Origin of the sequence: Isoptericola sp. NPDC058082 (assembly GCF_042885055.1) — a bacterium.
In the GTDB taxonomy this organism is placed as follows: Bacteria; Actinomycetota; Actinomycetes; order Actinomycetales; family Cellulomonadaceae; genus Isoptericola.
Window position 1 is genome coordinate 109858 of the sequence record NZ_JBHVSQ010000008.1, and the last position, 23081, is coordinate 132938.

At 73.7% G+C, this 23081-nt stretch carries 21 protein-coding genes; 11 read left to right on the top strand and 10 right to left on the bottom strand.

From position 1 onward, the window contains the following. Window positions 1-28: 28 nt before the first annotated feature. From ACFVS0_RS12785 to ACFVS0_RS12800, 4 genes are all read right to left on the bottom strand, one after another. The gene (locus ACFVS0_RS12785) at window positions 29-1246 is read right to left on the bottom strand and encodes an NAD(P)/FAD-dependent oxidoreductase (protein WP_430588180.1); all 1218 of its coding nucleotides are present in this window, start codon (window positions 1244-1246) and stop codon (window positions 29-31) included. 162 nt (window positions 1247-1408) lie between these two features. Then, window positions 1409-1834 carry an Hsp20/alpha crystallin family protein gene (locus ACFVS0_RS12790; protein WP_430588181.1) on the bottom strand — a complete coding sequence of 142 codons (426 nt, stop codon included), beginning with the start codon at window positions 1832-1834 and terminating at the stop codon, window positions 1409-1411. Between the two features lie 55 nt (window positions 1835-1889). Beyond that, complete coding sequence (locus tag ACFVS0_RS12795; RefSeq protein WP_430551039.1) at window positions 1890-3290, bottom strand: APC family permease; 1401 nt, start codon at window positions 3288-3290, stop codon at window positions 1890-1892. A 67-nt stretch (window positions 3291-3357) separates the two neighbouring features. Then, the gene (locus ACFVS0_RS12800) at window positions 3358-4722 is read right to left on the bottom strand and encodes an MFS transporter (RefSeq protein ID WP_430550952.1); all 1365 of its coding nucleotides are present in this window, start codon (window positions 4720-4722) and stop codon (window positions 3358-3360) included. Between the two features lie 87 nt (window positions 4723-4809). Between ACFVS0_RS12800 and ACFVS0_RS12805 the strand changes: the two genes are divergently transcribed. Then, complete coding sequence (locus ACFVS0_RS12805; protein WP_430550953.1) at window positions 4810-5508, top strand: GntR family transcriptional regulator; 699 nt, start codon at window positions 4810-4812, stop codon at window positions 5506-5508. Between the two features lie 17 nt (window positions 5509-5525). Here ACFVS0_RS12805 and ACFVS0_RS12810 read toward each other — a convergent pair whose 3' ends face one another. After that, a complete protein-coding gene (locus tag ACFVS0_RS12810) occupies window positions 5526-6710 on the bottom strand; it encodes an FAD-dependent oxidoreductase (RefSeq protein ID WP_430588182.1) in 1185 nt (394 codons plus the stop codon). A gap of 166 nt (window positions 6711-6876) precedes the next feature. On the opposite strand from ACFVS0_RS12810, the gene ACFVS0_RS12815 reads away from it, so the two are divergent. The 7 genes from ACFVS0_RS12815 to ACFVS0_RS12845 are packed head-to-tail and all read left to right on the top strand — an operon-like array spanning window position 6877 to window position 15938. Beyond that, entirely contained in the window at window positions 6877-8493 is a 1617-nt protein-coding gene (locus ACFVS0_RS12815) for an ABC transporter substrate-binding protein (protein ID WP_430588183.1), read from the top strand. 8 nt (window positions 8494-8501) lie between these two features. Beyond that, window positions 8502-9434: an ABC transporter permease gene (locus tag ACFVS0_RS12820; protein ID WP_430550956.1), complete on the top strand. Its 933-nt coding sequence runs from the start codon at window positions 8502-8504 to the stop codon at window positions 9432-9434. Further along, on the top strand, window positions 9434-10351 hold the full coding sequence (locus tag ACFVS0_RS12825; RefSeq protein ID WP_430563103.1) for an ABC transporter permease: 918 nt from the start codon (window positions 9434-9436) through the stop codon (window positions 10349-10351). The genes ACFVS0_RS12820 and ACFVS0_RS12825 overlap by 1 nt, the downstream gene beginning before the upstream one ends. After that, on the top strand, window positions 10338-12011 hold the full coding sequence (locus tag ACFVS0_RS12830) for a dipeptide ABC transporter ATP-binding protein (protein ID WP_430588184.1): 1674 nt from the start codon (window positions 10338-10340) through the stop codon (window positions 12009-12011). The genes ACFVS0_RS12825 and ACFVS0_RS12830 overlap by 14 nt, the downstream gene beginning before the upstream one ends. Before the next feature lie 59 nt (window positions 12012-12070). After that, window positions 12071-13537, top strand: coding sequence for an LLM class flavin-dependent oxidoreductase (locus tag ACFVS0_RS12835; RefSeq protein ID WP_430584845.1), 1467 nt, complete (start codon window positions 12071-12073; stop codon window positions 13535-13537). Then, window positions 13530-14903: an NtaA/DmoA family FMN-dependent monooxygenase gene (locus tag ACFVS0_RS12840; protein WP_430588185.1), complete on the top strand. Its 1374-nt coding sequence runs from the start codon at window positions 13530-13532 to the stop codon at window positions 14901-14903. The genes ACFVS0_RS12835 and ACFVS0_RS12840 overlap by 8 nt, the downstream gene beginning before the upstream one ends. 27 nt (window positions 14904-14930) lie before the next feature. Beyond that, window positions 14931-15938 (top strand): aldo/keto reductase, encoded by a 1008-nt coding sequence (locus ACFVS0_RS12845; RefSeq protein ID WP_430588186.1) that lies wholly within the window; start codon window positions 14931-14933, stop codon window positions 15936-15938. A 10-nt stretch (window positions 15939-15948) separates the two neighbouring features. Here the strand turns inward: ACFVS0_RS12845 and ACFVS0_RS12850 are convergent, their stop codons facing one another. Further along, the gene (locus tag ACFVS0_RS12850; protein WP_430588187.1) at window positions 15949-16782 is read right to left on the bottom strand and encodes a sulfurtransferase; all 834 of its coding nucleotides are present in this window, start codon (window positions 16780-16782) and stop codon (window positions 15949-15951) included. 170 nt (window positions 16783-16952) lie between these two features. Between ACFVS0_RS12850 and ACFVS0_RS12855 the strand changes: the two genes are divergently transcribed. Then, on the top strand, window positions 16953-18059 hold the full coding sequence (locus ACFVS0_RS12855) for an FAD-dependent oxidoreductase (protein ID WP_430588238.1): 1107 nt from the start codon (window positions 16953-16955) through the stop codon (window positions 18057-18059). On the opposite strand, the gene ACFVS0_RS12860 is transcribed toward ACFVS0_RS12855, so the two are convergent. The 4 genes from ACFVS0_RS12860 to ACFVS0_RS12875 form a co-directional block, all read right to left on the bottom strand. Continuing rightward, complete coding sequence (locus ACFVS0_RS12860; protein ID WP_430588188.1) at window positions 18056-18892, bottom strand: MBL fold metallo-hydrolase; 837 nt, start codon at window positions 18890-18892, stop codon at window positions 18056-18058. The two genes, ACFVS0_RS12855 and ACFVS0_RS12860, sit on opposite strands and share 4 nt — an antisense overlap. 226 nt (window positions 18893-19118) lie before the next feature. After that, window positions 19119-19256, bottom strand: coding sequence for a hypothetical protein (locus tag ACFVS0_RS12865; RefSeq protein ID WP_430588189.1), 138 nt, complete (start codon window positions 19254-19256; stop codon window positions 19119-19121). A gap of 159 nt (window positions 19257-19415) precedes the next feature. Then, window positions 19416-20054 (bottom strand): response regulator, encoded by a 639-nt coding sequence (locus ACFVS0_RS12870; RefSeq protein ID WP_430588190.1) that lies wholly within the window; start codon window positions 20052-20054, stop codon window positions 19416-19418. A gap of 28 nt (window positions 20055-20082) precedes the next feature. Then, window positions 20083-21615, bottom strand: coding sequence for a histidine kinase (locus tag ACFVS0_RS12875; RefSeq protein WP_430588191.1), 1533 nt, complete (start codon window positions 21613-21615; stop codon window positions 20083-20085). A gap of 192 nt (window positions 21616-21807) precedes the next feature. On the opposite strand from ACFVS0_RS12875, the gene ACFVS0_RS12880 reads away from it, so the two are divergent. Together ACFVS0_RS12880 and ACFVS0_RS12885 are read left to right on the top strand one after the other, a co-directional pair. Further along, a complete protein-coding gene (locus tag ACFVS0_RS12880; protein ID WP_430588192.1) occupies window positions 21808-22569 on the top strand; it encodes a DUF4352 domain-containing protein in 762 nt (253 codons plus the stop codon). 128 nt (window positions 22570-22697) lie between these two features. After that, window positions 22698-23081, top strand: a complete 384-nt coding sequence (locus tag ACFVS0_RS12885) for a DUF4440 domain-containing protein (protein ID WP_430588193.1) — start codon at window positions 22698-22700, stop codon at window positions 23079-23081.

Sequence of the window (23081 nt, forward strand, 5' to 3'; positions counted from 1 at the left end):
GTGTCGGCGTCTCTGGTCGGGTCGCGCGTCAGGCGACCGGGACGACGTCGTGCGGCGCGGTCTCGCGCCGCGCGCGCAGCACCTCCTGCCGGCGCGGGTCGCCGATGAACGCCGGGTACCGGACGCTGCCGGGCCGGCGCGCCTCCCAGACGAGGCCCTGGACCGTGCTCCTGCACACGAGCTCCTTGAGCCAGGCCCCGGCGCGCGCGCCCAGCCGCCCGCCGAGGAACGCCCGCACGGGAACGTCGCCGCGCCGGGCGAACTGGAACAGCCCGGCGCCCCGGCCGAGGCTGAGGCACTGCCCGACGAAGCCGACCACGGCCGGCGCGGGCTCCGTCCCCGCGAGCCGCGCGAGCACGGTGTCCGCCGCGGCGCCGCCCAGCTGCCCGGCGGCCTGGCAGCTCATCCGGAACGGCAGGTCCGACGGCGCGGCCGCGTCGCCGGCGGCGACGATCCGCTCGTCGTCGACGCTGGTCAGGGTCTCGTCGGCGCGCAGGCGGCCCTCGGCGTCCGTGCTCAGGCCGCTGCGGGCGGCGAGGTCGGGGACGCCGAAGCCGGCCGTCCAGATCGTCACGTCGCTGGGGAGGTCGCGGCCGTCGGCGAGCTGCACGGCGTCGGCCGTCACGGCCGTCACCACGGCGGCGGGGCCGTCCACGACCGTCACGCCGAGGCGCACCAGCTGCGCGAGCACCGCCTGCCGGCCCTTCGGGTGCAGGTACGGGCCGGCCAGCTCGCCCGCGACGAGCGTCACGGTGCGCCCCTGCTCCGCCAGCTCCGACGCCGTCTCGATGCCGGACGGTCCCGCGCCCACCACCGTCACGTGCGCGTCCCGGCCCGCGGCGGCCAGCTCGGGAGCCAGCCGGTCGGCCTCTTCCAGGCTCGCCAGCGGGTACGCGTGCTCTGCCGCGCCCGGGACCGCCGGGGCTGCGCTGGTGCTGCCCACGGCGTACACCAGGTAGTCGTAGCCGAGCGTGCCGCCGTCCGCGAGCACCAGCCGCCGCCCCGCCGCGTCGATCCGCTCCACGGTCGCGACCTCGAGCCGTACCGCGTCCGCCAGCACCCGCCGGTAGTCCACCACCGCGTCGTGCGACCCGGCGATCCGCTGGTGCAGCCGGATCCGCTCCACGAACGTGGGGCGCGCGTTCACCAGCGTCACGGCCACGTCGTCCCGCTTCGTCAGACGGTTCGCCGCCGTCACCCCGGCGTACCCGCCGCCCACCACCACGACCTGCGTCCTGTGCGACATCTCGTCTCCTCGGTCCGTCTTCGTCCGTCTTCTCATCGGGTGCTCACGGTGACGACGAGACGCGGGGCGCGGGCGTGACGGCGTCCTGTCCGGGGACGACGACGGCGCCCGGTCGCGGGTGCGACCGGGCGCCGTCGGGCGGTGCCTGAGATCAGCCTGGGATCAGGCGCTGGTGACCTCGATGCGCTGCGGCGTCGTGCCGGCGAAGACGCCGGCGACGGTGACCGTCAGGACGCCCGAGTCGTAGGACGCGGTCACGGCGTCGCCGTCCACGGCCTTCGGCAGGGTGACGACGCGGCGGAAGGCGCCGAAGCGGACCTCCGAGATGCGTCGGCCCTCGGACTCCTCCGAGCGCTGGTCCTTGCGCTCGCCGCGCACGACGAGCTTGCGTCCCTCGACCTCGACGGTGACGTCGTCGGCCGGGTTCACGCCCGGCAGGTCGAGGCGGGCGACGAGGTCCTCGCCGTCGCGGTACACGTCCGCGGCGGGCACGGGGCCTTCCGTCCGGGACAGGTCCGCGAGGCGCGGGGTCCACAGGTCGCGGAGCCAGGCGTCGGCGAACGGGGTGCGGGTCAGGGTGGTGGTCATGCTGTCCTCCTCCAGGTGAGTTGCTGCTGACCGGTTCAACTTGAGCCACCCCGACTCAATTTCCAGGTTCGCCGACGGCGGACGCGCCACGCCGCCTGCCGCGCACGACCATGATGACCAGGCCCAGGACGAGCCAGCCGGCCGCGACCTCCAGGGCGAGGTGGCTCGCCAGGACGAGCACGGTGACGACGATCGCCAGGCCGACGGCGGGGACGACCGTGTGGAGGACGCGACGGTCGGTGCGCCCGCCGACGACGTAGTAGCCGACCACGGCGACGTGCAGGAAGACGAAGGCGGTCAGGGCGCCGACCGTGACCATCGAGGACAGCAGGTCGAGGCCGTCGGGCCGGACCGCCGCCGCCACGGCGATGAGGAGCGTCGCGACCGCCGACACGAGGGTCGCCAGGCGGGGCACGCCGGTCCGGCGGCTCACGGACCCGAGCCGTGCCGGCAGCTGTCCGTCGCGCGCCATCCCGTACATGAGGCGGCTCACCGCGGCCTGTGCGACGAGCGCGGAGAGCACGGGACCGATGGCGCGCGCCGTCGTGACGGTGGTGCCGAGCCACGCCCCCATCTCCTCGCTGATCGTCGTGTAGAAGATCGTGCCCTGCTGCTCGGGTTTCGCGGCCAGCTCCTGGGGAGTCGCCGTCGTCAGGAGCGCGCCCAGGTAGGTCTGGAGCACGAAGAGGGCCCCGGCGAGGACGAGGCAGAAGATCAGGGCCCGCCCGATCTGCCGCGGGGAGCCGGTGCTCTCCTCGGCGAACGTGGCGATCGCGTCGAAACCCAGGAAGGCGAGCGCCGCCACCGAGACCGCCCCGAGCGTGCCGGCGAGCGTGAACCCGTCGAGCCCGGTCAGGGGAGACAGCCACGGCCTGGCCGGGCCCTCGTGCACCAGCACGACGACCGCGCCGACGCAGAAGGCGGCGAGCACCACGATCTCCACGACCAGGGCGACGAACCCCACCGTGGCGGCGAGCCGGACCCCGCCGAGGTTCAGGCCCGTAATGAGGAGCACGGCGACGCCGGTGAAGGCCCAGACGGGCACCGCGGGGAACAGGGCGTGGCTGGCGATCCCGCAGAAGAGCGCGGCCAGGCTCGGGATGAACAGGTAGTCCAGGCCGATCATCCACCCGGCCATGAAGCCCGGTCGCCGCCCCAGCCCCGCGGTCGCGTAGGCCGAGACCGACCCCGCCTTCGGGACCGCGACGGACATGCGGGCGTACGACCAGGCGGTGAACGCCATCGCCACGGTCGCGACCACGAACACGAGGGCGACCGCGCCGTTGCTGCGCGCGTCCAGCACGCCGAACGTGCCCATGGGCGCGGTCGGCCCGATGAACAGCAGGCCGTAGACGACGAGGTGCCGCAGGGACAGGCTCCGGTGGAGCTGTCCCTCGGGCGCGGCAGCGCTGGGAACGTCCTTCGTGGGGCGGGGGTCGGACGACGCGGGACTCAGCTCCTCGGCGGCTGGCGTGGGGACTGTGTCAGCGTAGGACGACAGCGACCGGGGAACCCTGCGCGGACTACTGCTGTCGGGCCACGGGCTCGGCCGGGGACTCGTCGAAGAGCGGCCAGTCGGCGTACTCCTGGCCCCCGCGGCGGGCGGGCGCCGTCTCGGGCAGGAGCAGCAGGGCGACGATCGAGCAGACGACCAGCACCGCCGTGTAGACCGCGACGAGCCAGAAGCCTCCGTCCGCGGCGACGAGGAGCGCCGTCGCGACCACCGTGAACGGCCCGGAGGCGACCATCGAGCCGAACTGCCACACCACCGAGACGCCCGAGTAGCGGACCGACGAGTCGAACAGCTCGGGGAAGAACGAGGCCTGCGGGGCGTACGTCCCGGAGTGGCCGAGGCCGAGGCCGGCGACGAGCAGCGCGACGATCAGAGCCAGGTTCTCCGACTGCACGGCGAGGAACGCCGGGACGATGAGGGCCAGGTTCAGCACCGCGAACCCGAGGAAGAGGGGGCGACGCCCGATCCGGTCGGTGAGGCGCCCCCACACCGGGATCATGACGATCTCCACGAGGATCGCGATGATCACCGCCTCGAGCACGAGGCCCGAGTCGTAGCCGTTGTTGTCGGCGTACGCGACCAGGAAGATCGTGTAGAAGGGGAACATCGCGGCCTCGACGAACTTGGCGAAGAAGCCGCCGACCACCTCGCGGCGACGGTGCGCGAAGAGCTGGCGCAGCGGCGCGTGGGACGCGGCCTTGCGGTCCCGGGCGGCCTTGAACGTCTCGGACTCGTCGACCCGGGAGCGGATGAACAGGCCGACGGCCACGACGACGATCGAGAGCAGGAACGGCACGCGCCAGCCCCAGGCGAGGAAGGCGTCCGGGTCCATCCACTGCTGCAGGCTCGCGAACAGCGCCGTCGGGATGAGGTACGCGACCGGTGAGCCGAGCTGGACGAAGCTCGCGTAGAAGCCGCGGCGGTCCCGCGGCGAGGCCTCGGCCGTGAGCAGGACGGCGCCGCCCTGCTCGCCGCCCACGCCGAAGCCCTGGATCAGCCGGACCACCACGAGGATGGCCGCCGCCCAGAGGCCGATCTGCTCGTACGTCGGCATGAGGCCGACGGCGAACGTGCCGAGCCCGGTGAGCAGGAGGGTGAAGACCAGGGCCTTCTTCCGGCCGAGGCGGTCGCCGATGTGTCCCCACACGAGCCCGCCCAGGGGGCGGGCGAAGAACCCGACGGCATAGGTCGAGAACGCGGCGAGGGTACCGACGAGCGGGTCCGTCTCGGGGAAGAAGATCTTGTTGAACACGAGCGCGGAGGCCGTGCCGTAGATGAAGAAGTCGTAGTACTCCGCGATCGTCCCGATCACGGAGGCGCCGACGGTCTTGCGCAACGTCTTCGGATCGACGGCGCGGGTCGGGGTGCTGCTCATGCTGCTGCCTCCTCGCAGTGGACCGGCGGCACGCTAGCATACTAGTGCGCTAGAACACGACGGCTGGAACTACGGCACAATCGGGCCATGCCGTCGTCGTCGCCGCTCCTGACCGCGCGGGTCCGTGGGGAGAACACCCGCCGACTCGTCCACACCTGGCTGCGCCGGCAGATCATCGACCTCGAGCTCGCGCCCGGCGCGCCCCTGTCCGAGGCGGAGATCGGCTCGCGGCTCGGCGTCAGTCGCACCCCCGTGCGCGAGAGCCTCATCCTGCTGGCCGAGGAGGGGCTCGTGGAGGTCTTCCCGCAGCGCGGCAGCTTCGTGGGGCCGATCCGGTACGAGGACGTCGTCGCCGCTCAGTTCGTGCGCGAGGCGATCGAGTGCACGTCCCTGGAGGTCGGCGGGACGAACGTCGGCGCGGGTGACGTGGCCGAGCTGCGGGCGCACATCGTGCGCCAGGGCGAGGCCGACCGCGACGGGGACGCGTCACGCTTCTTCGACCTCGACGAGGAGTTCCACCAGCTGCTGCTTCGCGCGTGCGGGCACGAGTCCGCGTGGCGCATCGTCGCGTCGGCCAAGGCCCAGATGGATCGTGCGCGGCGGCTCTCCCTGCCCGAGGGCGGCAAGATGACCGACCTCGTCGCGCAGCACGCCGCCGTCGTCGACGCGCTCGCCGCCGGGGACGTCCCGGCGGCCGTCGCCCGGCTGCGGGAGCACCTGCGCGTGGTGCTGCAGGACATCACGCACATCCAGGAGGAGCGGCCCGAGCTGTTCGCGCCGGCGTGACGGACCGACCTCGGCGGTCAGTCCTCCGGCGGCCGCCAGGCCATGACCGGGCGGAGGGCCCGCGGGCCCAGCGCCGCCGTCGACGGGCCGACGGCGCGCATCCCGGCGTCGCGGGCGGCGGTGGCGACGGGTGAGGTCCACAGGGTCGGGCCGGCGACCCGGGCCGACATCCGCATGACCCGCGCGACGCGCGGCCGTCGCTCGGCCGACCAGCGCAGCAGCGCGCCCGCGACGTCGTCGTCCGGGCGGACGCGCGCGCCGAGCACCACGCCGTCCTCGAGCGCCTGGCACCCGCCCTGCCCGAGGTTCGGCAGCATCGCGTGCGCGGCGTCGCCCACGAGCGCGACCCGGCCGGTCGCGAGCGACGCCGGGGGAGCGGGCAGGTGCCGCAGCTCGTGCCGCAGCGCGGTGGCGTCGTCGACGGAGGCGAGCAGCGCGGGGACCGGGTCGTGCCAGTCGGCGAGGCGGGCGCGCAGCTCGCCGAGGTCGCGCGGGACGCCGGCGGCGTCGGCCACCGAGACGTACACGTAGACCCGCCCGTCGGCCAGCGGCATGACCCCTGCGACGATCCCGCGGCCCCAGATCTCGGAGCCGACGACGCCCGGGACGCGCGGGGTCACGAACCGCCACGCCGTCGACCCGCCGGACACCGGGTCGGGAGCGCTCGGCCACCAGCGGGTGCGCGTGGCGGACGCGATGCCGTCGGCCGCGACGACGAGGTCCGCGTCGGCCTCCGTCGTCGTGCCCGCGTCGTCGGTCGTCGTCACGCGTGCCGGGCGGGACGTCGTGCCCGGATCCGTGACGGTCGCCGTCGTACGGAGCCGCAGCGCCCCGGCCGGAAGAGCGCCCGCGAGCAGCGCCACCAGCTGCGCGCGGTGGAGCATGAGCGTGCGGTCGCCGAACAGCGACGTCGCGCCCTCCGCGCGGCCGCGCACCAGCCACCGCCCGTCGGGACGACGCAGCCCGAGCTCGCCCTGCAGCGCGGCCAGGCCGCGCGTCGCGTCGCCGACGCCCAGCGCGTCCAGCGACCGCACCGCGTTCGGGGCGACGACGATCCCCGCGCCCACCGGGTCCAGCGACGTCGCGCGCTCGACGACGGTGACGTCCCAGCCGTGCCGCGCCAGCGCGAGGCCCGAGGCCAGACCGCCGACGCCGCCCCCGATCACCGTCGCCGTGCGACCACCGTCCGTCGTGGGAGCCATGGACACCGACGGTAGCCGGGTCCGCCCCGGCGCGGAACGTGGGACGCGCGTCTCAGATCGTGAGCAATCGCGGCCGACGATTGACTCCTCCGCCCCGCGGGCCCAGCCTCCTGCTCCGTCGCGCCAGGTGCTGGCGTGCGCACGCCCGAACCGCAGGAGGACGACCGTGTCGACGACCCACGGACCCCGACGGTGGCGCCTCGCCGCCGTCGCCGCACTGGTGACCCTGCTGGCCGCGGCCTGCGCCGGCGGCGGTGACGCCGCCGAGGAGACGGTGCCCGAGAGCGAACGGCCGGGCGGCACGCTGAGCATCGGGCTCAGCGCCGACCCCAACGGCGTCGACGCCGCCGTCGTCAACCAGGTGTGGCGCACGGTCGCGCGCGCCCTCACCGACTCGCTGGTGTTCTTCAACCCGGAGACCCAGGAGATCGAGCCGTGGCTGGCCACGGACTGGACGGTCGAGGACGCGCGGGTCTACACGTTCACCCTGCGCGACGACGTCACGTTCCACGACGGCACGAAGCTCACGTCCGAGGTGGTGAAGAAGAACTTCGAGAGCCTCGCCCGCCCCGGCATCCACTCCAGCGCGAAGACGATCGTCGAGGGCATCAAGGAGATCCGCACGCCGGCGGAGAACGTCGTGGAGGTGGAGTTCGAGAAGCCCAACGCGGCGTTCCTCGTGAGCCTGTCGCGGGCGCACGCCGGGATCGTGTCGGCCAAGACGGCGGAGCTGCCCGTCGAGGAGCGCCAGAAGTCGATCGACGGCAGCGGCCCGTTCTCCCTCGAGGAGTACACGCCCAACCAGAGGATCGTGCTCAAGAAGCGCGCCGACTACGACTGGGCCCCGGAGTACTTCGGCCGCACCGGGCCGGCCTATCTCGACGAGGTGGTCTACAAGATCATCCCCGAGGACTCGGTGCGCAACGGCGCCGTCATCGCCGGGGACGAGCTGCAGTTCATCTACTGGGTCAACGCGAAGTACGTGTCCCAGCTCGAGGGCGCCGGCCTGACGATCACCGAGACGGTGAACCCGGCGACCGGCACGGAGTGGCCCGTCAACACGTCGTCGCCGTTCCTCCAGGACGTCCGGGTGCGCCAGGCGCTCCAGCACGGGATCGACCGCGAGGAGTTCACCAAGCTGGTCTCCGGCGGCTACGACAAGGTCGCGAAGGGGCCGCTCAGCGAGGCGAACCCGTACTTCTCCGACCAGTCGGAGTACCTCGCCTACGACCCGGAGCTGTCGAAGAAGCTGCTCGACGAGGCCGGGTGGAGCGAGGTCGGCGGCGACGGCATCCGGGTGAACGCCGACGGGGAGCGGCTGTCGCTGCGCTTCCCGCGCGACGGCGCCGCGGAGCAGGTCGTGCAGGCGCAGTGGAAGGAGCTCGGCATCGAGCTCGTGCTCGACCCGCCGCTCGACGCGGAGGCCAACGAGAAGCTGCTGTCCGGCGAGTACGACATCGCGTACTGGTACCACTCGACCCCCGACCCCGACGTCCTGCGGGCCAACTACGGCGTCGCGACCGGCTCGGACCGCTCGTTCATCGCGGAGGACGACAAGGCCGGCCAGCAGCTCGACGCGCTGCTGCAGGAGCAGAACACGCTCACCGACAAGGCGGAGCGCCAGGCCGTGGTCGACGAGGCGAGCCAGCTCCTCGTCGAGGACGCCTACGTGCTGCCGATCGTCAACGACACGGACATCTGGGCGTTCCAGCCCACGGTGCACGACATCCAGCCGGTCGGCCTCGACCAGTACCTGTACAACGCCTGGCTCTCCGAGAAGTAGGACCCGACATGGTGAGGTACAGCCTGCGGCGGCTGGCGTACGCGGTCGTGGTGGTGTGGGGCGCGTTCACCGGCGCGTTCTTCCTGCTCTACGTCGTCCCGGGCGACGCCGCGGGCGGCCTCACCATGGGCGCCTCCGGCGGCGACATCGAGACGCTCCTGGCCGAGCAGCGCGAGCTGCTCGGCCTGGACCGGCCCGTCCTCGTGCAGTACTGGGACGCGCTGTCCGGGGCCGTGACGGGCGACTTCGGGCAGAGCCTCTACCAGCGGCGACCCGCGGTCGACGTCTTCTTCGAGTCGTTCCCGGCGACGCTGCAGCTCGCGTTCGTCGGGCTGGCGCTGGCGGTGCTCCTCGGGGTGTCGCTCGCCGTGGTCATCGAGCTCACGAGCTGGCGGTGGATGCGGGAGCTGCTGATCTCGCTGCCGCCCGTCGCGGTGTCGCTGCCGCCGTTCATGGTCGCCCTGGTGCTCGTGCAGGTCGTGGCCTTCCGGCTCGGCTGGATCGACGCGTTCGGCGACGACTCGTTCCTCGGCCTCCTGGTCGCCTCCCTGTCGATCGCGGTGGCGGGCGGCGGCACCATCGCGCAGCTCCTCACGGCGAACCTGCGCGGCGCGCTGTCCTCGCCGTACATCGAGACGGCGCGCAGCTGGGGCCTCAGCCGGTTCGACGTCGTGGTGCGGCACGCGCTGCGCAACGCGGCGCTGCCCGTCGTCACCGCGCTCGGCACCCTCGTCGGGGTGATGGTCGGTGGCACCGTGCTGACTGAGACGGTCTTCGCCCGCCTCGGCGTCGGGCGCCTCATCGTCGACTCCGTCAACGGCCGGGACATGCCCGTCGTCCTCATCGCCGTGACCGTGAGCGCGCTGATCTTCGTCACTGTCAACTTCCTCGTCGACCTGGTCTACCCGGTCATCGACAAGCGGATCCGATTGGACGGCTGATGAGCGTCATCGAACGCACGAGCGCGCTCGGTCGGGCGCCCGGGGGCGCGGCGCCGGCGGGGCCCGCGCGCGTCGGCCGGGGCACCCGGGCCCGGCTGTGGTTGCTCGACGTCCTGCGCACCCCGAGCCTCGTCGTCTCGTACCTGTGGCTGGTCGTGGTGCTGGTCGCGGCCGTCGCGCCGTCGGTGTTCGCGCCCGGCGACCCGCTCGCGCAGGACGGCGACGCCATGCTGCTCGCGCCCAGCGCCACCCACCTGTTCGGCACCGACGACCTCGGGCGCGACCAGTTCACGCGCACCGTGCACGGCACCGGTCTGTCCATCCAGGCCGCCGTGGTCGCGGTGCTCATCGGGCTGGTGGGCGGGTCCGTCGTCGGGCTCGTCGCGGGCGCCGTCCGCGGGTGGCTCGACAGCGTCCTCATGCGCTTCATCGACATCATGCTGTCGGTGCCGAGCCTCATCGTCTCGCTCGCGATCATCTCGGCGCTCGGCCACGGCACCATCAACATCGCGATCGCCATCGGCATCAACAGCACCGCGACGTTCGCGCGCCTCATGCGCTCTGAGGTGCTCAAGGTGAGCAACGCCCGGTACGTCGAGGCCTCCGTCTTCGCCGGCCACGGCTACGCCTACCGGCTGGCCCGGCACGTGCTGCCCAACGCGTCCCGGTCGGTGCTCGCCTTCGCCACGATGGAGATCGGCAGCGCCATCCTCACCGTCGCGTCGCTGAGCTTCCTCGGCCTGGGTGCGCCGCCCCCGACGCCGGAGTGGGGGCTGCTGGTGGCCGAGGGGCGCACCTTCATCGCGACCCAGTGGTGGCTCAGCCTGCTGCCCGGGCTCGTGGTCGTCGTCTCCGTCCTGGCGGTCTACCGCATCGGGCGGTCGCTCAACCGAGGGAGGACCAGTGTCGTCGCCTGACACCAGCACCGAGCGCGAGCCGCTGCTCACGCTCGACGGCGTGAGCGTCGAGTTCGCCGTGCGCGGCCGCCCGGCCACGCGCGTCGTCGACGACGTCAGCCTCTCCCTGCAGCCGGGCCGCGTGCTGGCGCTGGTGGGGGAGTCGGGGTCGGGCAAGTCGACCCTCGGCCGCACGGTCACCGGCACGCTCGCCGGGAACGGACGCGTCGTCGGCGGCACCGTGACCCTCGGCGGGCGCGAGCTCACCGGCCTGCCGGAGCGGGAGCGCCGCGCGGTGCGCGGCAAGGAGATCGGCTACATCCCGCAGGACGCGCTGCTCGGCCTCAACCCGCTGCTGCCCGTCGGCGTCCAGGCGGGGGAGCCGCTGCGCGCCCACGGCCTCGCGACCAAGCAGGAGCGGCGCGAGCGGGTGATCCACCTCTTCGAGCAGGTCGGGCTGCGCGAGCCCGACAAGATCTTCCACGCCTACCCGCACGAGCTGTCCGGCGGCATGTGCCAGCGCGTCCTCATCGCCGCCGCCATGTCCACGCAGCCGCGCCTGCTCATCGCCGACGAGCCCACGACGGCGCTCGACGTCACCGTGCAGCGGACCATCCTCGACCTGCTGGACGGCCTGGTGGAGGAGAACGACCTCGCCGTCCTGCTCGTCACCCACGACCTGGGCGTGGCGGCCGAGCGGGCGGACGAGATCGCCGTCCTCAAGGACGGTCGCCTGGTGCGCTCCGGCCGCACGCACGAGGTCGTCGCGCACCCCGGCGACCCGTACACGGAGCAGCTGCTGCGGTCGTCGTCGCTCGGGTTCTCCGGGGCCGACGCCGCGCGGGTCCGGAGCGAGCGGCGCCAGGAGCGGGTCCCCGCGGACGCGCCCGTCGTGGTCGAGGCGAGGGACGTGTCGAAGACGTTCCGCGCGCACCGCGGGCGTGCCGCCGTCACCGCCGTCAGGGACGCGAGCTTCGAGGTGCGGCGCGGCACGACGCTCGGCATCGTCGGGGAGTCCGGCTCCGGCAAGACGACGCTGGTGCGGCTGCTGGCCGGCCTCGGCGCCCCGGACGCGGGGACGATCACGGTGGACGGCCGGCCCGTCGTGCACCATCGGCGCGGGCGCGGCCAGGCGCCGCTCTACCGCACGGTCCAGATGGTCTACCAGGATCCGTTCGCGTCCCTCAACCCCCGCACCACCGTGCGGTCGATCCTCGAGGAGCCGCTCGCGGGCCACCGCATCGGCGGCAAGGAGGACCGCGCGCGGCGCGTCGACGAGCTGCTCGACGTCACGGGCCTGCCGGCGGCGCTCGCCGACCGGTACACCGCCGAGCTGTCCGGCGGGCAGCGCCAGCGCGTCGCGATCGCCCGCGCGCTCGCCCCCGGGCCCGAGGTGCTGGTGCTCGACGAGCCCGTCTCCGCCCTCGACGTCACCGTGCAGCGGCAGATCCTCGACCTGCTGACCTCTCTGCAGGACGAGCTCGCCCTGACCTACCTCTTCATCTCGCACGACCTCGGGGTCATCGCGGAGATCTCGGACGAGATCCTCGTGCTCCGCCACGGCGACATCGTCGAGCGCGGGCCCGCCCTCGACGTCATCACGGACCCCGCGACGGACTACGTCCGCGAGCTCCTCGCCGCCATCCCGGGGGCGGCCGACGCCGTCCCCGGCCGGTCGTGAGCGCCGCCCCGGGTCGCCGCGCACCACACCGTCACGCACCACCTCGAAAGGAACACGACATGGCAGAGCCGGCCCGACGCCAGCTGCACCTCGGGTACATGTACTGGCTCAACGGCACCCACTGGGGCGGCTGGCGGCTGCCCGAGGCGGCGACGCCGGACGCCTTCGACCTCGAGTACCCGAGCCGGGTGCTGCAACTGGTCGAGGACGCGAAGTTCGACTTCTTCTTCCTCGGCGACACGCTGCCCGGCGACGTCTACAAGGAGCACTACGGGACGACGCACAACGGCGGCCGGCTGGAGCCGTTCACGCTCGCGTCGCAGCTGGCGCTGCAGTCGTCGAAGATCGGGCTGGCCGTCACGGCGCACCCGACGTTCTACGAGCCGTTCACCCTGGCGCGGCTCACCGCCTCGCTCGACCACCTGAGCCACGGCCGCCTGGCCTGGAACGTCGTGCTGGGGGCGAACGACCTCGCGGCCAAGAACTTCAGCCTCCCGGACCTCGGCGGCGAGAGCCGCTACCGGCGCGCGGCCGAGTTCATCGAGGTGATCCGCCGCCTGTGGGACAGCATCGAGGACGGCGCGTACCTGCAGGACAAGGAGTCCGGCGAGTACCTGGACCCGACCAAGATCCACCGCCTGGAGCACCAGGGCGAGTTCTTCTCCGTGGCCGGGACGCTGCCGATGCTGCGCCCGCCGCAGGGGCACGTCCCCCTGCTCTACGCCGGGGCGTCCGAGCTGTCCCGCGAGCTCACCGCCCAGTACTGCGACGTCAACTTCACCGGCCCGCCGGACCTCGCGACGTCCGCGGCGTTCAACGCCGACATCCGCGAGCGCGCGCGGCGCCTGCGCGGCCGCGACGAGCCGATCTTCTTCATGCCGGGCATCACGCCCGTCATCGGGGACACCCGCGAGGAGGCGATCGACCTCTTCGACCGCCTCAACGCCGGCCTGCCGATCGACTCCGACCCCGTCGCCGGGGACCAGCCGGAGGAGTACTACGCGAGCGACCGCTTCCGTGCGCTCGCCACGCAGCGCGGCGGCCTGCCGCTCGGGACGCGCAGCCTGCGCGCGGTGGGGGAGCGCGTCGGCGCCGACCTGCGCCCGCTGGGGCTCGACGGCGTCGTGACGCCCGCGGTGGCGGCGTCGTTCAACGAGGCCGGACGCCGGCTGCTCGCGCTGGTCGCGGAGCGCACCGACCGCACCGTCGAGGCCGGCACCGTGCGCGGACGCGACCTGCTGCACAGCTCCCTCGGGGGCGGCTTCCCGCTCGCGATCGGCACGGCGAACGACGTCGCCACGACGCTGCTGGAGTGGTTCGACGCCGGCGCCGCGGACGGGTTCAACATCCAGTCGCCGTTCATGCTCGACCAGCTGGAGCGGTTCACGTCGCAGGTCGTGCCGATCCTGCAGGACAAGGGCGTGTTCCGCACCGAGTACGAGTCCGACACGTTCCGCGGGCACTTCGGGCTGCCGGTGCCGCCGAACCAGTTCGCCGCGCCCGCCGAGGAGGCCGCCCGTGGCTGACCGGAAGCTCCGCATCGGCCTGGCCGCGTACGGCACCGGCTGGGACCTCAACGGGTGGCGCCTGCCGGAGGCCGACAACCGCGGCCTCGTGGACCCGAGCGTGATCGTCGACGTCGCCCGCACCGCCGAGCGGGGGAAGCTCGACTACGTCTTCTCCGGCAGCGCGCTCGGCAGCGAGCCGGACCGGCTCAACCGCATCTACCGGTGGGACAACTTCGTCTACGCCGGGTACGCGGCCGCCGTCACGCAGCACCTCGGGTTCCTCATGTCGGTCAACAGCTCCTTCGAGCACCCGTACGCGACCGCCCGGCAGCTCGCGACGCTCGACCACTTCTCGCGCGGGCGGACGGCGCTCAACGTCGTCTTCGGCATCGACCGCGAGGGCGACCCGGCGCGCAACTTCGGCCGCAACCCCGTCCCGACGGAGGGCACCAAGTACGCGCGGGCCCGCGAATTCACCGAGGTCGTCAACCGGCTGCTCTACGAGAGCTGGGACGAGGACTTCCTGCTCGACGACAAGGCGGACGACACCCTCGTCCGGCCCGGGAGCTGGCACCGCATCGAGCACAGCGGCGAGTTCTTCGAGGTGCGCGGGCCGCTCAACGTGCCGCGGCCCGTGCAGCAGCGGGTCCCGAACGTCCACGTCGGGCTGTCCGAGGAGTCGCTCGCCTACGGCGCCGACCTGGCGCAGATCCGGTTCTCGCCGTACTTCGGGCTCGACCGGGGCAGGGCCGAGTACGCGGCGCAGAAGGCCCGCGTGGCGTCGGCCGGTCGCGACCCGGAGAAGTTCAAGATCGTCCCCGGCGTCACGGTCTACGTGGCAGGGACGGGCCGGGAGGCGCGGGCCAAGTTCCGGGAGGTCGTGGCGCTGCAGGCCGCCGAGGAGATCCCCGAGGTGTTCTCCAAGGCGCTCGGCGTCGACCTGTCCCGCGTGCGGGACTCCGAGCGGGTGCTCGACGTCGTCGACATCGACGGTCTCGAGCCCGACGCGCTCGAGGGCCTGTACCGCGGCCGCGTGCAGCGCGGCGCCGGCGACGTGCGCGACGACCGCCTGCTCCTGCGGCAGATCGTCGCGACGCAGCTCGGCGAGGAGGCCACCTTCCGCGAGCTGTACCAGTACGTGCTGCGCTCCCGCGAGGACCAGCAGCCCGCCGTCGTCGGCGACGCGCGCGACGTGGCCGACTGGATCGAGGAGAACTTCGCCGAGCGGGTGCTCGACGGCGTCCAGGTGTTCCCGCCGTACCACCGCGGCCCCGCGGACGCGTTCGTCGACCTCGTCGTCCCCGAGCTCCAGCGGCGCGGCCTCTTCCGCACCGAGTACGAGGCGTCCACCTTCCAGGGGCTCCTCGACACCGACAACGGCTGACCCACCCACCAGTTCGAGGAGACCGCTGTGCCCGCTTCCGCCACCCTTCCCGACGGCTACCGCACGCTCGGCCGCTCGGGCCTCGTCCTGTCGGAGCTCGCCGTCGGCGCCAGCACCTTCGGCCGCACCGGCATGCGCGCCGTCGGGCAGGACCAGGTGAACCGCATCGTCGACCGCGCCATCGACCTCGGGGTCACGTACTTCGACCTCGCCGAGGGCTACGGCGACCGCACCGGCCTGTCCGAGGAGCTGTTCGGCAACGCCCTGCGCGGCCGCCGCGAGCAGGTGGTCGTCGGCACCAAGTTCGGGCGCTCGCTGGCCGCCGACCGCGGGCCGTCGTACAGCCTCACCGGGGCGCGCAAGTACGTCGTCGCGTCCGTGGAGGACAGCCTGCGGCGCCTCCGCACGGACTATATCGACCTCTACCAGATCCACTTCCCGGACTCCCGGACGCCGATCGACGAGACGCTGTCGGCGCTCGACGTGCTGGTGCGCGACGGCAAGGTCCGGTACGTGGGCGCGTCGAACTTCAAGGCCTGGCAGGTGGCCGACGCCGAGCACGTCGCGGCGGCGCGAGGGTACTCGCGGTTCGTCTCGACGACGGACGAGTACAGCCTGCTGTGGCGGAAGCCGGAGGAGGAGCTGATCCCCGCGCTGGAGCACTACGGGCTCGGGCTGCTGCCGTACTTCCCGCTCCAGAACGGGCTGCTCACCGGCAAGTACACGAGGGACCACGCGCCCGCGGACGCCAAGATCACGAACCTCAAGACGTACCTGCTCGGCGAGGCCCCCTGGGACGCGCTCGACCGGTTCGCCAAGTTCGCCGCCGAGCGCGGCGTGACGCCCAGCGCCGTCGCGATCGGGTGGCTGCTCGCGCAGCCCACCGTCGCCTCGGTGATCGCGGGCGTCACGGTGCCCGAGCAGCTCGACGAGAACCTGCTCGCGACGCGGTGGCGGCCGACCGCCGAGGACGACCGGGAGCTGCGGGAGCTGTTCCCCGGCACGCTGTCCGGCGGCCCGGGTCGGGTGGGCTGACAGCCCGACCTCAGGCGCCCTTCGCGACCGGACGCCCCTCGGAGACCCAGCCGGTGAACGACCCCGGGTACAGCGGCACGGTCACGCCCAGCACCGCGAGGGCGAGCACGTCGACCGTCGCCGCCACGCCGCTGCCGCACGACGCGACGAGCGGCGCCTCGCCCGCCGGTGCCGTGTCCAGGTAGGGCGCGTACCGGGCGCGGAGCGTCGGCTCGTCGGCGAGCCCGCCGCCGCGCAGCGCCCCGGCCGCCGGCAGGCTCACCGCCCCCGGGACGTGGCCGGTGCGCGCCCCGTCGCCGTCGTCGGGCGTGCCGGCGTGGGCCTCCGCGCCCCGCGCGTCGACGAGCCGGCCCCGGCGCGCGGCGTCGGCGGCGGTGTCGGAGCCGACCGTCGGCAGCGCACCGAGCGTGACGGTCGCGGTGCCGCCACCCTCCGCGGGGCGCTCCGTGGTGAGCGCGCCCCCGGCCGCGACCCAGGCGGCGCGTCCGCCGTCGAGGAAGCGGACGTCCGCCAGGCCGGCCCAGCGGAGCACCCACCACGCGCGCGTGGCCGTGGACGGGTGGTCGGCGGTGGCGACGACCACCGTGCTGGCGTCGTGCACGCCCCACCGCTCGACGAGGGCGCGGACCTGCACGGCGTCGGGCAGCGGGGTCGCGCCCGTGCCGGGCCGCACCACGCCGGTGAGCTCGGCGAGGTCGACGGCGTGCGCGCCGGGAATGCGAGCGCCATCGCCGGGCGTCGGGGCCGTGCCGCCGCGGCTCACCTCGACGACGACGGTGGACCCGTCCCCGATCGCGGTGCGGAGCTCGTCGGCGGTGACGACGGGCGGGGGAACGACGGTCATGGGGAGTCCATCCGTGTCGGGAGCGTGGCCGGGGGTTGTCTAGCGCCCGCGTCGGCGCCGGTCACGCCCGCCCCGGCGCCCTCCCGCATGGCGAGACACGGGCGACCCCAGCCACCCGGAATCCTGGTCGCGTGCGGCGCGTTCTGGGACACGTGACGACGACCGAGGACATGCCGCAGGCTGCGGACGTCGTCGTGATCGGCGCGGGGCAGGCCGGTCTGTCCGCGGCGTACCACCTGCGGCGGCGAGGGTTCGTGCCCGCGGTCGGCGCGGAGACCGGCGAGCGCACCTCCCTCGTGCTCGACGCCGAGGACGGGCCCGGCGGAGCGTGGCGGCACCGCTGGCGCTCGCTGCGGATGAGCACGGTGAACGGCATCCACGACCTGCCCGGCATCGAGCAGCCCGACGTGGAGCCGGAGGCGGCGAGCGTCGACGTGCTGCCCGCCTACTTCGGCGACTACGAGCACGAGCTCGGCCTCGACGTCGTCCGCCCGGTGCGCGTGCGCCGCGTCGAGGAGGGGGACGACGGCGGGCTGCTCGTCCGCTGGGAGGGTGGCGGCCGGTCCGGCGTCGTCGCCGCGCGGGCGATCGTCAACGCGACGGGCACGTGGTCGAAGCCGTTCTGGCCCGCCTACCCGGGCCAGGAGACGTTCCGCGGCCGCCAGCTGCACACCGCCGACTACGTGCGGGCGGAGGACTTCGCCGGGCAGCGCGTCGCCGTCGTCGGCGGCGGGATCTCCGCGGTGCAGCTGCTGGAGGAGGTCTCGCACGTGGCGGAGACGTACTGGTTCACGCGCCGGGAGCCCGTGTGGCGCGACTCGTTCGACCCCCAGGACGGCTCGCGCGCGGTGGCGATGGTCGCCGACCGGGTCCGCGAGGGCCTGCCGCCGCTGAGCGTCGTGTCCGTCACCGGCCTGATCAAGACACCGTCGCTGCGGGCCGCCGAGGCGCGGGGCGTGCTCCACCGGCGGCCCATGTTCACCCGGATCGAGCCCGACGGCGTCGTCACGCCCGACGGCGAGCTGGTCCCCGTCGACGTCATCTTCTGGAACACCGGCTTCCGCGCCGCCCTCGACCACCTGCGGCCGCTGCACCTGCGCACCGCGGGCGGAGGCATCCGCATGGACGGCACGCAGGTCGACGGCGAACCGCGCGTCCATCTCATCGGCTACGGGCCGTCCGCCTCCACCATCGGCGCCAACCGCGCCGGCCGGGACGCCGTCAACCGGATCGTGCGCTACCTCGACGCCACGGCGTCCGACGCCGCCGCGCGCTAGCCGCGCGACCCGCCGGCCTCGCGTCGGTGGGCGACGCTCCGGGCCTGCCCTTCGTGGATGTCGCTCACCCACTCCCAGCCGGGCTTGGCCCTCGGGCCGATCCGCGGGTCGTCGGGAGCGCGGCCGTCCCGCAAGTCGTGCAGGTACGCGCGGTCCTGCGCGATCCGCGCACGCAGCTGGTCGGCCCCGCCGACGGACCCGTGCCCCGGGACCACGGCGTCGACGTCGCCGGCCACCCGTTCCAGGAGCTCCAGCCCGCGGAGGTAGTCGGTGATCGGGTCGTTGGTGTCGTCGAAGACGTCGAGCATCGGGACGAAGACGTCCGAGAGCATGTCGCCGGCCACGAGGACGCGGCGCTCCTCGATCAGCAGTGCCGCATGGCCGGGGGAGTGCGCCGGGTGCTCGATGACCCGGACGTGCGGGCCGTCCCACGGGATCCGCGTCGCCCCGTCCGGCAGGCCGGTGACGAGGCCGTACCCGTCCAGCGGCACGTCGTCCGCGATCTCGGGCGGCAGACCCTCGACGACGCGTGCCTCCCAGCCCGGGTCCGACAGCAGGCGTCGCAGCTCGGCCGCGCAGCGGGCCGTGCCGTAGCGGGGCGCGTCGCCGAGCCCGGGGTGCCAGAGCACGTGGTCCCAGTCGGGATGTGTGGCGAACCCCGCCACCACCGGCTCGCCCAGGTCGCGGAGGTCGTGCGCGAGGCACGCCATCTCGTCGTGGGTGAGCCCGGGATCGACGAGGAGCACGCCGCTCGGGCCTCGCACCACCACCGCGTTGTTCTGGAGCAGCCCGCTCTGGTGCGCCCACACACCGTCCGCGACCCGCGTCAGCACGGCGTCAGCCCAGGGCCGTCGACCGACGGCACGGTGTCCAGGATCGTGGTGGCCATGGTCGGTCTCCTGTCCGGTTGCCGCGGCGACGGCCCGTGGTTGCCGCGGCGACGGCCGGCCGGACGTCCCGCGTGTCGGTGGTGACCGACGGACGGGGCGAAACTCATTGCTGCACCGCAGACTCTGTGCGGTGTCCGAGGGCCGACCTCCGACGGGCCGACCCGAGTCGTCAGAGGTCGGCGCCGAGGGACAGCAGGAGGGGCAGTGCGACGACGACGGCGCCTGCCGCCGCGAGGATCACCACGATCGTGGCCAGGAACTTCCAGACGTTCTGGCTCCGAGTCCGGGCGGTCGGGATTCTCCTCATGGCGTGAGCGTAGCCAGCACCACGCCGGCCGTCCCGGGAACTGTGGGCATGGCCCCGGCGGCGATCCATGCTCGACGACGGACGTCACGCCGTGATCTGCGGACCCGCCGCGTCGCCCTTGCGGTACGCGTAGCAGTGATGTCCCGGGACGGAGCGGCGTCACCCCGCCCGGTCCACCAACAGGGCGAGCTGCACGCGGTTCACACCGAGCCGGGTGGTGGCTCGGGCCAGGTGCGTCTTGACGGTCGCCTCGCCGAGGAACAACCGCTCCGCGATCTGCGCGTTCGACAGGCCTTCGGCGACGCCCCCGGCGATCTCCAGCTCCCGCTCGGTGAGCTGCGCGAGCAGCTCGCGCGCCTCGCGGCGGCCCCGTGCGGCCGGCCGGGAGCCCACCTGCTCCATGACGACGCGTGCGGCCCGCGGCGAGAGCGCGCCCTCGCCCGCAGCCACGGAGCGGACGGCGGCGACGAGCTCGTCCGGGCCGGAGTCCTTCGCGAGGAATCCGGCGGCGCCTGCGTGGACGGCGTCGAGGATGGCCGACTCGGTGTCGAACGACGTCATGGCGATGACGCCGGGCGCCGAGGGCAGCGCGGCGGTGGCGGCGGTGGCGCGGATGCCGTCCATGCGCTCCATCCGGAGATCCATGAGGACGACGTCGGGGTGGTGGGCCTGCACGGCGGTGACCACCTCGTCCCCGTCGGTGGCCTCCGCGACGACGTCGAGACCGCTCTTTGTGAGGATGGTCCGCAAGAATCCGCGCACCATCGCGTCGTCGTCGACGATCATCACCCTGACCACACGCCGACCCTAGCCACTGCTGGTGACCTCAGTCGTCCGCGGTGACCACCCACGGGAGGTGGGCCCGCACCCGGAACCCGCCGTCGTCGGCCGGGGCGGCGTCGAACGAACCGCCGAGGGCACCGCACCGCTCTCGCATCCCGGGGATGCCGACGCCACCGCCGGGGACGCCGCCGCCCGCGGCACCGGGACCATTGCGCACGACGACGTCGATCCCGGCACCGGGGCGTGCGCGCACGCTGACGTCCACCCGCGCCCCGGGAGCGTGCTTCGCAGCGTTCGTCAGCGACTCCTGCACCACGCGGTAGACGGCGCGGGTCAGGACGGGCGGCGCGGCGTCGGCGTCGGTGACGAACACGGTGGCGGTGACGTCGACGCCGCGCTCACGGGCGCCGTCGAGCAGTTCGGCCAGGTCGCCGAGGGAGGGCGCGGTACCCGAGTACTCCTCGGCGCCGTCACGCAGCGACCTGATGAGGGTGCGCATCTCCTCGAGCGCCCGGTGCGCCGACGAGCGCATGGACCGCGCCGCCTCCCCGACCTCCGGGTCGTCGGACGACACCTCGAGCGAGGCCGCCTCGAGGGACACGAGGGAGAGCTGGTGCGCGACCGTGTCGTGCATCTCGCGGGCGATGAGGTCGCGCTCCTCCTGCCGCGTGAGCTCGGTGCGCAGCGCCTCGGACTCGGCCCGGAGGTCGTCGGCGCGCCTCGCCTCGACGGTCGCCTGCTGCCGTGCCTCCTGGGCCGCGGCGTCGGCTCGGTGCGCCACCTGGCGCGCGGCGTCGGCGTCGGCGTTTGCGGTGACGAGCCTTCGCAGGAGCCCGGCGCCGACGGAGACGGCGAGCCCGAGCACGCCCAGCACGATGTACCCCACGGGCGACATGTACGAGGTGGAGCCGTTCTCGAGCGCCACCGAGAAGATCACCTGCGGCGCGGTCGTGGCGTCGCGCCAGAAGGTGACGAGCAGGGTGAGTGCAGTCGCGCCGCCGCACAGCAGGCTGCGCCTCAGGTCCGTCCGCGCGATCACCCAGGGGAGCGCGATGAGCGGCGCGACGGCGCCGAGCGGACCGACGACGCCGACCGCCGCGGTCGCGAGGCAGACCAGTACCGGGCGCGACGTCCGCCACCACATCGCGGCCCCGACGCCGACCGCGACGACGAACCACAGAAGCGACAGGGCGACGTCACCGCCGCCCAGGTCATCCACGGGGGTGGCGAACGCGATCCCGACCATCGCGCAGGACCACGCCACGACCATCGCGCCGATCGTGCCCGCGACGCTCCAGAACCGCCGGCCGGGCGAGATGCGTGACGCGGGCGCGACGGGGACGGGACGGTACGGGCGGTAGGGCTGCCGGACGCCGGGCTGCACGGCCGGGCCGGCGGGCGGCGGCGGTCCGTAGGGCGGCGGCGCCGCGTAGGGGGAGGCCCCGTGCGGGGGCTGGGCGTACGGCTGGGCGTACGGCGACATCGGCGGGGGTGGCGTGCCGGCCCCCTGACCACCGGGCGCGCCCGACGGCGGGCGGCCGTACGGGTCGGCGGGGTTCGGTGGAGGCGGGTACATGCGGGCAGCGTACGGCGGCCATGGGCCGGGCGCCGTCCCCCGATCGGCTCGACGGTGGGGGAAACCTGTCCACCTTTCGGCTCGGCCGGTCGAGCCGCGAAGAGGATCCGCCGGGGTGCCCCCGCGCCGGACGATCGTCCCGTTCCGATCGACGCCCCGGCCCTCGTGGCACCGCACCCCTCAGGAGTCAACATGTCCACGCCTCACCCCGACCCGTCCCAGCAGCCGCAGCAGTACGCGCAGCAGCCGTACGGACAGCCGCAGCCCGGTCAGCAGGCGCCGCAGGGCTGGTCGCCGCAGCCGCAGATGCCGCCGGCGCCGCAGAAGCGCAAGAACTGGTTCGCCCGCCACAAGGTGCTCACCGGGCTCGGCGCTGTCGTGGCCCTCGTCGTCATCATCGCGAGCGCGGGCGGCGGGGGCGACGACGACAGCCCCGCCGTCGCCGACGTCGACACCGCCACGGCGCAGCAGGCGGAGGCGGCGACGGACGAGACCGCGGACAAGCCCGCCGAGGACGCGAAGGCCGAGAAGCCCGCGAAGGACGAGACGTCGAACGAGCTGCCCGCCGTCGGCGACAAGGTCCGCGACGGCAAGTTCGAGTTCACCGTGACCAAGCTCGAGGACGGCGTGCAGGAGGTCGGCGACGAGTTCCTGGGCGAGACGGCGCAGGGTCAGTTCGTGCTGGTCCACATGACGGTGGAGAACATCGGCGACGAGGCCCAGTACTTCGACGGGAGCAGCCAGAGCCTCGTCGACACGAAGGGGCGGACGCACTCGGCGGACTCCGAGGCCGGGATCTACCTCGACGAGTCCAACTCGTTCCTCAACGAGATCAACCCCGGCAACAAGGTCGACGGGGTCGTGGTCTTCGACATCCCTCAGAACGCCACCCCGGCGACGCTCGAGCTGCACGACTCGATGTTCTCCGGCGGTGTCGAGGTCGCGGTGAAGTGACGCCCGTGACGCGATGACCGTCTCTGCCCGCCGTCCGTCCCTCCCCGACGGCCGACGGGCAGAGGCTCGTGTCCGCGGGCGCGCGTACGGTCGATCTGTCGACGTACGACCCGCAAGGAGGCGACGCCATGACCACCGACCGCACGGACGCACCGGACGCCGTGGCCGCGGAGTTCTTCGACCGCTACCGGCAGGCGCTGCTGGACCGTGACGAGGCGGCGGTCGCGGACCTGTACGCGGTACCGGCCCTGATCCTGTTCCCGGGGCAGTCGCTGCCGGTGACGAGCCGCGCGCAGACGGAGCAGTTCTTCGGGTCGTCGTGGAGCCAGTACGAGGGCGTCACGGACATGACGTCGGACGTGCGGGTCGCGGCCGCCACGACGCACAGCGTGTGGGCCGACGTGACGTGGCACCACGACGGGCCCGGCGAGGGCACCGAACGGTTCGTGTACCAGCTCGTGCGCACGGACGACGGGTGGCGCATCGCCGTGCTCACGCCGATGGACGCGTGA

Coding starts and splice junctions, on each gene's coding strand:
- ACFVS0_RS12855 (WP_430588238.1), top strand. CDS start 16,953: ATGCCGCAGGCTGCGGACGTCGTCGTGATCGGCGCGGGGCAGGCCGGT.
- ACFVS0_RS12810 (WP_430588182.1), bottom strand. CDS start 6,710: ATGGCTCCCACGACGGACGGTGGTCGCACGGCGACGGTGATCGGGGGC.
- ACFVS0_RS12800 (WP_430550952.1), bottom strand. CDS start 4,722: ATGAGCAGCACCCCGACCCGCGCCGTCGATCCGAAGACGTTGCGCAAG.
- ACFVS0_RS12850 (WP_430588187.1), bottom strand. CDS start 16,782: ATGACCGTCGTTCCCCCGCCCGTCGTCACCGCCGACGAGCTCCGCACC.
- ACFVS0_RS12825 (WP_430563103.1), top strand. CDS start 9,434: ATGAGCGTCATCGAACGCACGAGCGCGCTCGGTCGGGCGCCCGGGGGC.
- ACFVS0_RS12880 (WP_430588192.1), top strand. CDS start 21,808: ATGTCCACGCCTCACCCCGACCCGTCCCAGCAGCCGCAGCAGTACGCG.
- ACFVS0_RS12875 (WP_430588191.1), bottom strand. CDS start 21,615: ATGTACCCGCCTCCACCGAACCCCGCCGACCCGTACGGCCGCCCGCCG.
- ACFVS0_RS12785 (WP_430588180.1), bottom strand. CDS start 1,246: ATGTCGCACAGGACGCAGGTCGTGGTGGTGGGCGGCGGGTACGCCGGG.
- ACFVS0_RS12820 (WP_430550956.1), top strand. CDS start 8,502: ATGGTGAGGTACAGCCTGCGGCGGCTGGCGTACGCGGTCGTGGTGGTG.
- ACFVS0_RS12835 (WP_430584845.1), top strand. CDS start 12,071: ATGGCAGAGCCGGCCCGACGCCAGCTGCACCTCGGGTACATGTACTGG.
- ACFVS0_RS12790 (WP_430588181.1), bottom strand. CDS start 1,834: ATGACCACCACCCTGACCCGCACCCCGTTCGCCGACGCCTGGCTCCGC.
- ACFVS0_RS12805 (WP_430550953.1), top strand. CDS start 4,810: ATGCCGTCGTCGTCGCCGCTCCTGACCGCGCGGGTCCGTGGGGAGAAC.
- ACFVS0_RS12865 (WP_430588189.1), bottom strand. CDS start 19,256: ATGAGGAGAATCCCGACCGCCCGGACTCGGAGCCAGAACGTCTGGAAG.
- ACFVS0_RS12885 (WP_430588193.1), top strand. CDS start 22,698: ATGACCACCGACCGCACGGACGCACCGGACGCCGTGGCCGCGGAGTTC.